Raw genomic sequence first — 14113 nt, 5'->3', positions numbered from 1 at the left:
CACCCGCCCGCCCCTGGGGCTCCGCCCCTAGACCCCCGCCTGGGCTGGGGCTTCGGGTCTGTCCTCTGCTCTTGGATCGGGCGTTTAGCCTGGGGGAATGCGGAATTCTGTGGCGGCTCTGGTGGACGTTTGTTGTGTGCTCGTCTTCGTGGCCATTGGACGGGCCTCGCATGAGGAGGCCGCCAGTTTGGCGGGGTTCGCCAATACCGCCTGGCCGTTTCTCGTGGGGCTCGGTGCCGGGTGGGGCGTGACGCGGGCCTGGCGTGGGGCGGACGCGCTGATGCCCGTCGGAGTCGGGGTCTGGGTTTGCGCCGTCGCGGTCGGAATGGTGCTGCGGGTCCTCGCCGGGCAGGGCACCGCCGTCGCGTTCGTGATCGTGGCCTCCAGTTTCCTCGGGCTCGCCCTGCTCGGGTGGCGGCTCCTCGCGCGGGTCGTGGGCGGGCGGAAGGTGTCCTCCGCCGGGTGACGGGACGTCACCCAAATGAGCGCTTGGTCACATTCGTTGATCGAACAGGTTGACGAGGGCGCCCCGTCCTGGTGAAGTTACCCGCGAGTCACGTGGGTGACCGGGATCATATGAAGGGGACACGATGGCATCTGCGCTGCGCGACTGGCTGGACAAGCCGCACACCGGACGCGGCGTGTACCTGGCGGCCGATGACGGCGGCTGGGAGTTCCGTGACTACGGTGCGCTGGCCTCCGCCGCGCGACGCACCGCCGGGGCGCTCATCGAGGAAGGCGTCCGGCCCGGCGACGTGGTGTGCCTCATCCTGCCGACGGACTTCACGTGCATCGAGACGTACTTCGGGGTCTGGGCGGCGGGGGGCACCGTCTGCCTGATCACGCCGCCGCTGTTCCAGGACGGGGACGACTACGTCGCCCACGTCGCGGCCATCCTGCGGCAGGCGTCGCCGGCGCTCGTCGTCGCCTCCAAGGACCTGGCCGAGTACGCCGGACGCGCCATGGACCAGGCCGGCCTGTGCGGCGAACCGTGGCAGCCCCGCCAGGCCGCGGAAACGGAGGTGCGGCCCGCCGGTGAGCTGGCGCTGCTGCAGTTCACCTCCGGGTCCAGCGGCGCGCCGCGCGGCGTCATGGTCACCTGGGCCAACCTGGAGGCCAACGCCGAGCTGATCGCCCGGATGGCCGGGTACGAGGACGGCGACGAGGTCGCGTCCTGGCTGCCGCTCTACCACGACATGGGGCTGATCGGCGCCTTCATCACCCCGATCGCGCGGCAGGGGACGCTCCGGCTGATGCGGCCGGACCACTTCATCCGCGACCCCGCGCGGTGGATCCGCTGCTTCACGGAGGCCGCGCACACGGCGGCGCCGCCGTTCGCGTACGCGTACTCCGCGCGGCGGGTCAAGCCCGAGCAGTTGGAGGGGCTCGACCTGTCGGGATGGAAGATGGCGCTGGTCGGCGCCGAGCCCATCGACCCCCATACGCTGGAGGTGTTCGCGCGGCTCGTGGAGCCGTTCGGGTTCTCGCGGTCGGTGTTCAAGCCCGCCTACGGGATGGCGGAGACGACGCTCCTGGTCACCATGGACAACAAAGGCCGTGCCCCGCTCGCCGTCCGGCCCGATCCGGAGACGCTGTCCTTCGGGTCGCCGGTGCGGATCCTGGAGCAGCATTCGCTCGGAGCCCAGTCGCTCGGTGCCAAGTCCGGGTGGGTCGTGGGGTGCGGGACGCCCGAGGAGGACGTGCCGGTCGTCATCGTGGACGACGACGGGAACGAACTGGCGGACGGGCTGCTCGGGGAGATCGTCGTGGGGGGCGCGTCGGCCTGCCCGGGATACTTCGCGGGCGCCGAGGCCAAGTCCACGCGGTTCATGGACGGGAAGGTCCACACCGGGGACGCCGGGTTCTTCCACGAAGGGCAGCTGTTCGTCCTCGGGCGCATGGGCGACAGCATCAAGGTCCGGGGCCGGTCCGTCTACGTCGAGGACCTCGAAGGCAAGATCGCCGAGGTCAGCGGGCTGGGGAAGGGACGCGTCGTCGTGGTCGGCGTGCCGGGGGCCGGGCGCAGGGGGCTCGCGCTGTTCGCCGAGACGCGGGGCGAGGAATGGGTCCCGGGAGTGCGCGAGATGCTCCGGCGGCGTGTCGGGGACGACGTGGAACTCACGATCGTCGTCGGCGCCGGGCTGATCCAGCGCACCTCCAGCGGCAAGCCCCGCCGCCGCTACATGTGGGAGCGCCTCCAGGCAGGTCACATGGACGGCGCACGCATCGTGCCCTGATTGCTAAAGGCGCTGATGACAGGACACCATGGCGTTGACGCTGCGAGAGGTCGACGATGCCGCCTGTTGCCAGAACGCTGTTCCGCCTGGGCGCCCGCCTGGGCTCCACCGCCCAGAACGCCCTGGAGGTCGCCCGGTTCGGGGGCTTCGACACGGGCGAGGACGCGTCCCCGTGCGAGGTGGTGACCGAGCAGCGCGTCTACCGGCTGCGGCACTACTTCCCCAGGTCGGCGGGCGGCCCGGTGATGCTGCTCGTGCCGCCGCTGATGATCACCGCGGAGGTGTACGACATCTCCTCGCGGGTCAGCGCCGTGAAAGTGCTGCACGATCTCGGCGTCGACCCGTGGGTGGTCGACTTCGGCGCGCCCGAGCGGGAGCCCGGCGGGCTGGAACGCACCATCAGCGACCATGTCCTGGCGGTCAGCGACGCCGTGGACCGGATCCGGAAGGCGACGGGGAGGGACGTCCATCTCGCCGGATACTCGCAAGGCGGCATGTTCGTCTACCAGGCCGCCGCCTACCGGCGCAGTGAGGGCATCGAGTCGGTCGTGACGTTCGGCAGCCCGTCCGACATCAGCCAGGGGCTGCCGTTCGGGCTGCCGAGCTGGCTCGCCTCGGAGGGGGTCGAGCGGATACCCGACCGGGTGCTCGGCGCGTTCGCCGTGCCCGGGTGGGTGACACGGTTCGGGTTCCAGGCGCTCAGCCCCGTCAAGTCGGTCCGGTCGAGGGTCGAGTTCATCCTCCAGCTGCACGACCGGGAACGGCTCGCGGCGCGGGAACGGCAGCGGCGGTTCCTGGAGCGGGACGGCTGGGTCTCCTGGCCCGGCCCCGCGCTCGCGGAGTTCCTCCGCCAGTTCATCCAGCACAACCGGATGCTGACCGGCGGGTTCGTCATCGGGGACCGGCTCGTCACGCTCGCCGACCTCACCTGCCCCGTGCTCACGTTCGTGGGCGAGGTCGACGAGATCGCGCCGCCGCCGATGGTGCGCGGCATCAGGCGGGCCGCGCCGCGCGCCCAGGTGTACGAGGCGTCCCTGAGCGCCGGGCACTTCGGGCTCGTCGTCGGCGGCCTCGCGATCGCGCAGACCTGGCCCGCCGTCGCGTCCTGGGCGATGTGGCGGGAGGGAAAGGACGACCTTCCGGAGATCGTCGTTCCGGTGGCGGGGGACGAGGAGGCCGAACCCGCCGGTCTGCCCGGCGGACCGGCGGGTTACGGGCTCCAGCTGGCGATGGGCATCGGGGCGAGTGCCGCGCGGTCGGTGCTCCGGACGGCCGCGCAGGTGGTGCGGGGGAGCGGGCAGCTGGGCGGAGAAGCGGCGCAGAACCTGCCCCGGCTGGCGCGGCTGGAGCGCCTCCAGTCCGACACGCGCATGTCCATGGGGCTGCTGCTGGACGAGCAGGCCCGGCGCAGGCCCGGAGAGGTCTTCTTCCTCTACCGCGGGCGTGCGCACACGCATGACGCGGCCAAGCGGCGTATCGACGCCGTGGTGCGCGGGCTGATCCACATCGGGGTCCGGCGCGGTGACGCCGTCGGTGTGCTGATGGGCACGCGGCCGACCGCGCTCGCGCTCGTGGCGGCTTTGAGCCGGCTCGGCGCGGTCGCCGTCCTGCTGCGTCCCGACGGTGATCCGGCCGCGGAGGTGCGGCTCAGCCAGGTGACCCGGGTGATCGCCGATCCGGAGCACGCCGCGCGGGCCGGGAGGCTGGAGGGCGTCCGGGCTTATCTGCTCGGTGGCGCCGGACGCGGCGACCGCGGATCGCTGATGGACATGGAGACCATCGACCCGGACCAGGTCGAGCTGCCGGGGTGGTACCGGCCGAACCCGGGGCGGGCGGGCGATCTCGCGTTCGTGGTGTTCCGCGGGACGGGGGAGCAGCTGCGGGCCGGCCGGATCACGAACCGGCGCTGGGCCCTGTCCGCGTTCGGGACCGCGTCGTCGGCGGCGCTCTCATCGTCCGACACCGTGTACAGCATCACGCCGATCCAGCATCCCTCCGCGCTGCTGATGAGCCTCGGCGGCGCCGTCGCGGGCGGTGCCCGGCTCGCGCTCGCCGGCGGGTACGACCCGGAGACGTTCTGGGACGAGGCGCGCCGCTACGGCGTGACCGTCGCGTCCTACACCTGGATGCTGCTGCGCGACCTCGTGAACGCGCCCCCGAACCCGGCGGAACGGCACCACGCCGTCCGGCTGTTCATCGGGTCCGGGATGCCGCGCGGGCTGTGGCGGCGGGTCGAGGAACGGTTCGCGCCCGCCCGCGTCCTGGAGTTCTACGCCTCGACGGAGGGTGAGGCGGTCCTGGTCAACCTGAGCGGCAAGAAACCCGGATCGCTCGGGCGTCCGCTGCCCGGCAGCGCCGAGGTCCGGCTCGCCCGGTACGACCTGGAGAACGGGCACCTCGCCGAGGGGGCCGGCGGGTTCGCGATCGAGTGCGAGCCCGGCGAGATCGGCATGCTGCTGGCCCGGGTGCGGCCCTCGGCCATCGGCGCCGCGGCCCGGCCGGTGCGGGGCGTGTTCCGGGCCGAGGACGCGTGGACGATCACCGGTGACCTGTTCCGCCGGGACGCCGCCGGCGACTTCTGGCTCCTCGGGCGGGAGGGCGAGCTCATCCGCACCGCCGACGGCATCGTCCCGCCCGGGCCGATCAGGGACGCTCTCGGCGATCTGCCCTATGTCGACACCGTCGCCGTCTACGGCATCCCGGTGGGGGAGACGGAGCTCGCGGCGGCGGCCGTGAGCCTGCGCGATGCCGAGGGGTTCGCCCGGCGGCTCCGGGCGCCCTCGGAGGAGACACTGAAACCCATCGACCTGTCGGAGGCGCTGCTGCGGGTGGAGCCGGGGCTGCGGCCCGCGCTCGTCCGGGTGGTGGACGAGGTGCCCGTCACGGCGGGAGGGCGGCTGGTCACGGCGCCGCTGCGGGACGAGGGCGTCCCCGCCGCGGGCGACGGCCGCACCTACTACCGGGACAAGGCGGGCGCGTACCGGCCGCTCACGGACACGGCGCGGCGGCGGCTGCTCCGGGCGCCCGCGGCCCGCGAAGCGCGCTGACGGCGGAGGCTCAAGTCACCGCGGATAAGTCTGGACTTACGGGCGGTCGCTACGTTAGAACAAAGCAACAGATTCCGGTTATTTGTTGCAGTGTTCCCCGGAGGGGTCATGACGAGCGTCCTCGCGCCGCCGCCGCAGGGCAGCGGCCTGAAACCGGTCCCCGGAGTGCCCGGCGTCCCCTACATCGGCAACACGCTCGCCGTGATGCGCGACCCGATCGGGATGGCCCGCAAACGGTACGAACAGTACGGTCCCGTCGCCTGGGGCTGGCTGCTCGGGCAGCGGACCTGCACCGTCCAGGGCCCGGAGGCCGCCGAGGTCGTCCTGGTCAACCGGGACAAGGCGTTCGCGAACGGCCCCGCCTGGAGCTACTACATCGGGCCGTTCTTCAAACGCGGCATCATGCTGCTCGACTTCGAGGAGCACCTGCACCACCGCCGCATCATGCAGCAGGCGTTCACCCCGGCCCGGCTGCGCGCCTACATGGAGGCGATGGCACCCGGCATCGTCAAGGGCGTCGAGGCATGGGAACCCGGATCAGGCTTCAAGGTCTACGACCACGTCAAGCAGCTCACGCTCGACCTCGCCGTGGACGTGTTCATGGGCGTCGAACTGGACGGCGCCGAGCGCGCGCGGATCAACGGCGCGTTCATCGACGCGGTCCGGGCGGGGACGGCCTACGTCCGGTTCCCCGTCCCCGGGCTGCGCTGGCACCGGGGTCTGCGGGCCCGCAAGACGCTGGAGGAGTTCTTCTACCGGCACCTGCCCGCCAAGCGCCGCGAGGGGAGTGCCGGCGGTAGCGACCTGTTCGCCGCCCTGTGCGCGGCCGAGACCGACGACGGGCAGCGGTTCGGCGACGAGGACGTCGTCAACCACATGATCTTCGCGCTGATGGCGGCGCACGACACCACCACCATCACGCTGACGACGATGGCCTACTACCTGGCCAAGTTCCCCGAATGGCAGGAGCGGCTGCGCGAGGAGTCGCTGGCCCTCGGCAAGGCGCGGCCCTCCTACGACGACCTGGACTCCCTCACCGGCATCGACATGGTGATGAAGGAGTCGCTGCGGATGCTGCCGCCCGTCCCGGCGCTGCCCCGCAAGGTCGTCAAGGACACCTCCATCCTCGGCTACCACGTCCCCGCCGGGACGATGGTCGTGGTGCCGATGCTCAGCAACCACCACATGGCCGACTGGTGGCCGGACCCGGACCGGTTCGACCCCGAGCGGTTCTCCCCGGAGCGCCGCGAGGACAAGATCCACAAGTACGCGTGGGCCCCGTTCGGCGGCGGCGCGCACAAGTGCATCGGGCTGTACTTCGCCGGGATGCAGGTCAGGACGATCCTGCACCAGGTGCTGCAGCGCTACCGGTGGAGCGTCCCCGCGCGGTACGAATGGCCCCTCGACACCACGTCCCTGCCGTCGCCGAAGGACGGGCTGCCCGTCCGGCTCGACCGGCTGGAACGGCCATGAGCAAGGTCATCGCCATCACCGGGGCCGTCCGGGGGACCGGCCTCGTGGTCGACGTCACCTTCCGCGAGTCGTTCGGGCCTTCCGGAAGGCGCGGCGGGCCGGGGGCAGGTAGCGGACGGACTCGGGCAGCAGCGGCCACAGCCGGTTCCCCGCCCGGACGGCCGCCGCGAACCGCCGGTGGCGGCGCTCGTCGGCGGCGCTCCACGGCAGGTCCAGCAGTTCGCGCATCCGCGGGTGCAGCCCGCCGACCGTGATGAACCGGGCGGCCGCGTTCAGCGGCGGTGACACCGCCCGCCATACCGGTGCGGGGACCCGCCGGGGCCTCGGCAGGCCCTTCCTGACGTAGCCGACGCCGTACCGGGCGGTCTTGTGCGGCTCGATCACCTCGTCCAGCATCCGCTTCCAGTACGCCTGGAAGGCTTCCCAGTCCTGCGGCATGGCCCGGTCGCTGACCCCGTACATCCGGAACCACGTCTTGGACTCCTCGTAGATCCGGTGTTTCTCCGCCTCGCCGAGCGGCCTGACGAACGTCTCGATCCCGTACAGCATGGTGTCGAGGAAGGTCGCGTGCGCCCAGTAGTACGTCTCGGGGTCGAGCGCGTGGTAGCGGGTGCCGTCCGGCATCGTCCCCTTGATGTCGCGGTGGTAGTCGCGCACCTTCCGGCCCGTCTCGGCGGACCGTTCCGCGCCGTACACGGTGTCCATGATCGGCCCGGCGGACCGCTTCACCCGCGCGAACGTCTCGGTGAAGAACACCGAGTGGTCGAGGACGCCCTGGCCGAGCGCGGGGAGCATGTTCTGCAGGACGGCCGCCCGCGGCCCGACCAGGATCATCCGGGTGTCGCCGAAGTAGCGCCAGGTCAGCGAGCCCGGCCCGAGCGGAGCCGGCGCCTGCGTGTCGGCCTGGTCCGTCATGTGCACCGCCGCAAGTGTGAGACAGAACTACAGGTTGACGATTATTGTAGCTATGTTGCGTCCGGTGGTACGAGCCGGGCGCCCGATCCGGCTAAGGTGCGGGCATGACGATGGACGCGACCGCAGGCGGGCTGCTCGCGCGGCTGGTCATGCCGGAGGACGGCGCCGACGATCTCGACACCCGCATCCTGGACGCGGCGCTCGCCGAGTTCGAGAGCTACGGGCTGCGCCGGGTCAGCGTGGAGGACGTCGCCAAGCGGGCGGGGGTCGCGCGCACCACCATCTACCGGCGGTTCACCAACAAGGAGCAGCTCCTCCAGGCGGTGATCCTGCGCGAGTGCCGCCGGTTCCTCACCGCGATCGCCGAGGCCACCGAGGACCTTCCGTCCCCCGAGGACGCCGTCGTGGAGGGGTTCGTCGTCGGGTTGCGCAGCGCCCGCACGCATCCGCTGATGACGCGCGTGCTGGAGAGCGAGCCCGAGGCGGTCCTGCCGCAGCTCAGCATGAACGGCGGCGCGGTCATGCTCGCCGCCCGAGACATCCTCGCCGACCGGCTGCGCCGCGCCCGTCCCGGCGACGCGGAGGACCACAACACCGTTGCCGAGGTGCTGCTGCGGCTCGCGTTGTCGCTGCTCCTCGTCCCGGGTGGCGGGCTGAAGCTGGACGACGAGGACGCCATCCGCGCGTTCGCCCGCGACTACCTCACCCGGATGCTCCGCCCCGGCGCGCAGGCGGGTTGATCAGGGCGTTCCGCCCGGCGCCGTCCGTCCCGTACCCTCTGGTTCATTGAATTTCGTTCTAGAACCGGAGGCGTGGCATGGAGGCGGTCGTCGAGACGTCCTATGGGAAGGTTCGGGGGACGACGCAGGACGGCGTCACCGCGTTCCTCGGCATCCCCTACGCCGCGCCGCCGTTCGGGCCGAACCGCTTCCGGGCGCCGCGCCCGCCCCGGCCGTGGGACGGCGTCCGCCCCGCCGTCGAGTACGGGCCGACCGCACCCAAGCCCGGCTACCCGAAGCCGTTCGACGCGCTGCTTCCCGACCCGGACATCCCGGGTGAGGACTGCCTGAACCTGAACGTGTGGACGCCCGAACCCGGGGGGTCGGGGCTGCCCGTCATGGTGTGGATCCACGGCGGCGCGTTCCGGAACGGGTCCGGCGCGGTGCCCCTCTACAGCGGCCACGCCTTCGCCCGCGACGGCGTCGTCTGCGTGACGATCAACTACCGGCTCGGCGTGGAGGGCTTCGCGAATCTGCCCGGCGCGCCGCTCAACCGGGGGCTGCTCGACCAGATCGCCGCGCTGGAGTGGGTCCGCGACAACATCGCGGGCTTCGGCGGCGACCCCGGCCGCGTCACCGTGTTCGGCGAGTCCGCCGGGGGCATGAGCGTCACCACCCTGCTCTCCCTCGATCTCGGGCTGTTCCGGCGCGCGATCGCGCAGAGCGGTGCCGGCGGCATCGCGCAGGATCCGGACGACGCCATGCTCGTCACCAAGGAGATGGCCGCCCGGCTCGGCGTCGAGCCGACCGCGGAGGCGTTCGCCGCGCTCGACCCGGCCGCGATCATCCCCGCGCAGGCGTCCGTCGCCGCCGAGGTCGCGATGCTGCCCGACCCCGGCCGCTGGGGCGCCACCACCGCGGCGGGCGGCATGTCCCTCACCCCGGTGCTGGACGGCGAGCTGCTCACCCGCCGCCCCGAGGACGCCATCGCCGCCGGGGCCGGCCGCGACGTGGACCTGCTCATCGGCTACACGTCCGAGGAGTTCCGGCTGTTCCTGATGCCGACCGGCCTCGCGGCCCAGCTCACCGACGAGGCCGTGGGCGTCGTCGCCGCCGGGATGGGCGTCCCGTCCGGGCTGCCCGCCGCCTACCGTGACCGGTACCCGGACATGACGGCCGGCGAGCTGATGGCGACGATCATCACCGACAGCCTGTTCCGCGTTCCGGCGAACCGCGCCGCCGCCGGACACGCCGCATCCGGCGGGCGGACGTGGATGTACGAGTTCGGATGGCGGTCGCCGAACCACGACCTCGGCGCCTGCCACGCACTGGAGTTGGGCTTCGTGTTCGACAACCTGTCCGCCGGGACCGGGGGCATGGCCGGCCCGAACCCGCCGCAGGCGCTCGCCGACCGGATGCACCGCGCCTGGGCCGGCTTCGCCGGCACCGGCGACCCCGGCTGGGAGCGGTTCGACCCGTCCACGCGGGCGGTGCGGATGTTCGGCGAACCGGACGGCGGGGTCGCCGGCGACCCGCGCGGCGGCGACCGCGCGCTCTGGGACTAGAGCAGCTCGGCGATGTGCTCGGCGATGGCCAGGGAGGACGTCGCCGCGGGAGACGGGGCGTTGCGGACGGTCACGACCGGGCCGACGCGTCCGATCCGGAAGTCGTCGACGAGCGAGCCGTCGGGGTCCACCGCCTGCGCGCGGACCCCGGCGGGCGCCGCGACGACGTCCGCCGCCCGCAGGGACGGGACGAAGCCGCGCGCCTCGGCGACGAAGGCCCGCCTGACCGCCGAGCCGTAGAGTTCCTTCGCGCCCGTCCGCCAGTGCCGTCGTGCCAGGTGCCGGAAGCCCGGCCAGCGGATCGTCTCCCACAGGTCGCGAGGGCGGATGTCGCGGCGCCGGTAGCCCTCCCTGGCCAGGGCCAGGACGGCGTTGGGTCCGACGTCCACGCCGCCGTCCACGCGGCGCGTGAAGTGCACGCCGAGGAACGGGTAGCGGGGGTCGGGCACCGGGTAGATGAGGCCGCGGACAAGATCCGTCCGGGACGGGACGAGCCGGTAGTACTCGCCGCGGAACGGGATGATCGCCGGGGCGGGGGAGTCGCCGGCCAGCCGCGCCACCCGGTCGGAGTGCAGGCCCGCGCACACCACGAGCCTGTCGAACGTCAGTTCCTCGCGCGGGGACGCGACCGTGACGCGGTCCCCGGCCCGGCCCAGCCGGACGACCTCGAAGCCGAGCCTGACCTCGCCGCCGCCCCCGGCCACGTCGTCGGCGAACGCGCGGGCGACCGCCGGGAAGTCGACGATCGCGGTGGTGGGGGAGTGCAGGGCGGCCACCCCGGCGGCGTGCGGCTCGATCTCGCGCAGCTCACCGCCCGTCAGCCGCCGCAGCCCCGGAACACCGTTGGCCGCCGCGCGGTGCTCGATCTCCTCCAGCGCGGCCAGTTCCGACGCGTCCCGCGCCACGACGACCTTGCCGCACTCCTCGTAGGGCAGGTTCCGGTCGGTGCAGTATTCCTTGAGCAGGCCGATGCCGCGCCTGCACAGCGCCGCCTTCAGCGAGCCCGGCGCGTAGTACAGGCCCGCGTGGGCGACGCCGCTGTTGTGGCCGGTCTGGTGGGCCGCGACGCGGTCCTCCTTGTCGAGGACCGTCACCGTCACGCCGGGGCGCGTCTCGGTCAGCCGCCGCGCGATCGCCAGCCCGACAATGCCCGCGCCGACCACCCCGACCTTCGTCTCCGCCACATCCCGCACCCTAACGGGGCGGGCCCGGCGGGGGGCGAACCCCCGGCCCCGCAGCCGCCCGGATCAGCTCCCGAGCCGCTTGCGGCCCTGCGCCCGCACCCGCTTGCGCTGGGACGGGTCGAGCATCAGGTACCCGACGAGCGGTGCGCCGAGGACGCCGAGGATGATCAGCGCGCTCAGCCACCAGGGGAAGACGAACAGGGTCAGGAAGCCGACGATGACGCCGCCGATCACTACCTTGGTCTGGGTCGACATCTGAAACCTCCGTTTTGCGGACCGCCCATCTGGGACAACGACCGCCCCGCGACCGCTGTTCCACGATATGTCGCGAGTCGGCCGGATGGCCATGATGATCTGGCCCCGCAGCGGGTATGCCCGGCACTCGCCGGTCAGATGCGCAGCGAGAGCTGCCCGCCGCCCAGCGTGCGCAGGACGTCGGCGTGCAGCTTGCCGTTCGTGCAGACGACGCTGCCGCCGTCCGGGCCCGGCACCCCGGACAGGTCGGTGAACATCCCGCCGGCCTCCTCCACGATGACCTGGAGCGCGGCGAGGTCCCACAGCGAGACCTCCGGCTCGGCGGAGATGTCGATCACGCCCTCGGCGACCATCATGTGCGACCAGAAATCGCCGAACGCCCGCGTCCGCCACACCTCGCGCGTCAGATCCAGGAACCGGTCGAGCCGGCCCTGCTCCTCCCACCCGCTGAGGCTGGAGAACGACAGGGACGCATCCGGCAGGCCGCCGACCGACGACACGTTCATCCGGGTGGCGCGGGTGAGGCTGCGCCCCGTCCAGGCGCCGCCGCCCCGGGCCGCCCACCAGCGCCGGTTCAGCGCCGGCGCCGACACCACCCCGACGACGATCTCGTCGTTCTCCATCAGCGCGATCAGCGTCGCCCACACCGGGACGCCGCGGACGAAGTTCTTCGTCGCGTCGATCGGGTCGATGATCCAGCAGCGGTTCCCGTACCCGGTCTTGCCGTACTCCTCGCCGAGCACCGCGTCGCGCGGGCGCGCCCGCTTCAGCGTGCCGCGGATCTGCTCCTCCACGCTGCGGTCGGCGTCGCTGACCGGCGTCAGGTCCGGCTTGGTCTCGACGTCGAGATCGAGGGCGCGGAAACGCCTGGTCGTGATGTCGTCGGCCCCGTCCGCCAGCACATGCGCGAGACGCAGGTCATCGGAATAGCCCGCCACGGCGTGCCACGCTACCCTGCTCACCCCCTGGCCAGACACACCTACCCGCGGTTCCGGCTTTTCGGTCGTCCCGCGCGGCGCGGCGGGGCGCGGCGGCCGGTTTCGCGGGACGGGTGGTGGCACCATGGGGCCATGGCGCACGACCTTCCCCCGTGGGTTGCCGAGCTGACCGACCCGCGCCGGGCGGAGACGCTCGACCAGCTCGCCGACCGTCTCGTCCCCCTGGCCGACCACGCCATCGACGTGTCCCGTCGATTGCAGGCACAGCTCAACGAGCTCAACGACCCGTTCGACCGCGACGCGCTCCACGGGCGCGTGGAACGGCTGAAGGCCAGGGTGGGCGAGGCCCTGGACGAGATCACCGCGCAGATCGCCGCGTCCGGGCAGGAGCGCATCGAGCGCGTCTGGGCGGACCTCGCCGGGCGCGCCGTGCCCGGCGAGCGGGAGCGCGAGCTGCGCCGCCTGCTGGACCGTGACGTCGTCCCGGTGCTGTCCCGGCGGCAGCGGGACGCCGCCGAACGCGTTGCCGAACGCACCTCCGCGGCGCTGGAGGAGGCGACGCGGACGCTGCTCACCCGGGTGGAGGAGCTGGCGAAGGCGGTCACCGACCTGATCCACGAGGTGCTGCCCCACGCCCGCGAGGGCCTGACCCTGGCCGGCCGCCTCTCGGCCCTGTCGAGCCGGGCGCGGAAGGCGGGCCGGGGCCCGATCCCGGGCGAGCTGAAGAGCGCGGGAGACGAGGCGTCCCGGGCGTTCGACGAGGCCGTCGCGCGGCTGGAGCTGGAATGGGCCGCGCTCGGCGCCCGGTCGGCGAGCGTGCGGGCGGCGCTGCGCGGCGCCGAGGAGAGCGCGTTCAGCCACGTCACCGAGGAGATGACCCGGTGCGTGGCGGAACTCGCGCCTCAGCACGTCAAGGCGCTGGACGAGGCCGAGGCCAAGGCGCGCGCCCTGCTGGAGGAGCCGCGCGGCTAGCCCGCCGGGACGCGGCGGCGCCGCTGCCTGCGCGGGCCCCGTCCGCGCCGCGTCAGGAGGTGCTGCGCAGCGTCTTCAGGAACGTCTCATAGTGGGGGAGGGCGCCCTCCCAGTGCTTCTGGTCGGAGATCAGCAGGACCTGGTAGAGGGCGTTGCCGAACACGAACACCCGCACGCGCGCGCGGCCCAGGATGCCGTTCTTGGTGAAGGTGAACTGAAGTTCGGCCGCCTGCCCGCCCAGGAAGGGGACGTTCCGGTCGAACATCTCCTGTTCGAAGCCGGGATAGGCGCTGGAGTCGTTCCTCATCTTGTCGATCGCGGAGGCGAGGCCGTCCCCCGGATCGCTCTGGGAGGCCGAGCCGAGCCGCTGGATCACCACGGCCCGCTTCACGCCCTTGGTCTGGTCGGTGAACGTCACGTCGTCGCCCTGGGCCTCGTCCGTCCAGCCCTGGGGGACGGCCGCGACGAACGCCGACCCCCGGTACACGCGGTATCCGTCGGGGGCGGCGACCTGCGAGGGCGGCGACGAGGTACCCGGCCGCCGGTCCCCGCCCCCGTTCCCGCCCTCGGCCTTGTCCTTGGCCCCGCCGTTGTCGCTGAACACCACGACCGCGACGACGGCGACGGCGATCATGGCGGCGACGATCCCGGCGGGCACCAGCAGCGGCCACGGCATCCGCCTCCGCTGCGAGGGAGAGGGCGGGGGCGCCGTCTCGACCGCCGGTCCGGCCGGGGGCGGCGGCAGCGTCACGTTGTGCGGCGGCCGGGCGGGCGCGAGGACCGGCTGCGGCGCGCCGGGCGTGCGGGG

General features: G+C 72.8%; 11 protein-coding genes and 1 pseudogene. 7 read left to right on the top strand and 5 right to left on the bottom strand.

From position 1 onward, the window contains the following. The first annotated feature begins 97 nt into the window (after positions 1-97). From AF1_RS28825 to AF1_RS28810, 4 genes are all read left to right on the top strand, one after another. Complete coding sequence (locus tag AF1_RS28825) at positions 98-466, top strand: DUF3054 domain-containing protein (RefSeq protein ID WP_067806302.1); 369 nt, start codon at positions 98-100, stop codon at positions 464-466. A gap of 124 nt (positions 467-590) precedes the next feature. Then, positions 591-2237, top strand: a complete 1647-nt coding sequence (locus AF1_RS28820; RefSeq protein ID WP_067806300.1) for an AMP-binding protein — start codon at positions 591-593, stop codon at positions 2235-2237. A gap of 56 nt (positions 2238-2293) precedes the next feature. Then, positions 2294-5284, top strand: coding sequence for an AMP-binding protein (locus AF1_RS28815; RefSeq protein ID WP_067806298.1), 2991 nt, complete (start codon positions 2294-2296; stop codon positions 5282-5284). A gap of 108 nt (positions 5285-5392) precedes the next feature. After that, the gene (locus AF1_RS28810) at positions 5393-6757 is read left to right on the top strand and encodes a cytochrome P450 (protein ID WP_067806296.1); all 1365 of its coding nucleotides are present in this window, start codon (positions 5393-5395) and stop codon (positions 6755-6757) included. A 54-nt stretch (positions 6758-6811) separates the two neighbouring features. Here AF1_RS28810 and AF1_RS28805 read toward each other — a convergent pair whose 3' ends face one another. Continuing rightward, on the bottom strand, positions 6812-7672 hold the full coding sequence (locus tag AF1_RS28805; protein WP_067806292.1) for an oxygenase MpaB family protein: 861 nt from the start codon (positions 7670-7672) through the stop codon (positions 6812-6814). 104 nt (positions 7673-7776) lie between these two features. Here AF1_RS28805 and AF1_RS28800 point away from each other — a divergent pair, with 104 nt between their 5' ends. Continuing rightward, a complete protein-coding gene (locus tag AF1_RS28800) occupies positions 7777-8412 on the top strand; it encodes a TetR/AcrR family transcriptional regulator (RefSeq protein ID WP_084263438.1) in 636 nt (211 codons plus the stop codon). 77 nt (positions 8413-8489) lie between these two features. Continuing rightward, positions 8490-9956 carry a carboxylesterase/lipase family protein gene (locus AF1_RS28795; RefSeq protein ID WP_067806289.1) on the top strand — a complete coding sequence of 489 codons (1467 nt, stop codon included), beginning with the start codon at positions 8490-8492 and terminating at the stop codon, positions 9954-9956. Here AF1_RS28795 and lhgO read toward each other — a convergent pair. The 3 genes from lhgO to hisN all read right to left on the bottom strand — a co-directional run bounded on the left by lhgO (position 9953) and on the right by hisN (position 12333). After that, on the bottom strand, positions 9953-11140 hold the full coding sequence (lhgO, locus tag AF1_RS28790) for an L-2-hydroxyglutarate oxidase (protein WP_067806285.1): 1188 nt from the start codon (positions 11138-11140) through the stop codon (positions 9953-9955). The two genes, AF1_RS28795 and lhgO, sit on opposite strands and share 4 nt — an antisense overlap. 63 nt (positions 11141-11203) lie before the next feature. Further along, positions 11204-11395 (bottom strand): hypothetical protein, encoded by a 192-nt coding sequence (locus AF1_RS28785; RefSeq protein ID WP_067806283.1) that lies wholly within the window; start codon positions 11393-11395, stop codon positions 11204-11206. Between the two features lie 134 nt (positions 11396-11529). Continuing rightward, positions 11530-12333, bottom strand: coding sequence for a histidinol-phosphatase (gene hisN, locus AF1_RS28780; protein WP_067806280.1), 804 nt, complete (start codon positions 12331-12333; stop codon positions 11530-11532). 132 nt (positions 12334-12465) lie between these two features. Between hisN and AF1_RS28775 the strand changes: the two genes are divergently transcribed. Beyond that, complete coding sequence (locus AF1_RS28775; protein ID WP_067806277.1) at positions 12466-13305, top strand: hypothetical protein; 840 nt, start codon at positions 12466-12468, stop codon at positions 13303-13305. Between the two features lie 52 nt (positions 13306-13357). On the opposite strand, the pseudogene AF1_RS35420 reads toward AF1_RS28775, so the two are convergent. Continuing rightward, positions 13358-14113 (bottom strand): annotated as a pseudogene (locus tag AF1_RS35420) (hypothetical protein); the annotation flags it as partial.

The organism is Actinomadura formosensis NBRC 14204 (assembly GCF_001552155.1).
In the GTDB taxonomy this organism is placed as follows: Bacteria; Actinomycetota; Actinomycetes; order Streptosporangiales; family Streptosporangiaceae; genus Spirillospora; species Spirillospora formosensis.
This window is presented reverse-complemented; position numbering and strand designations above follow the sequence as displayed.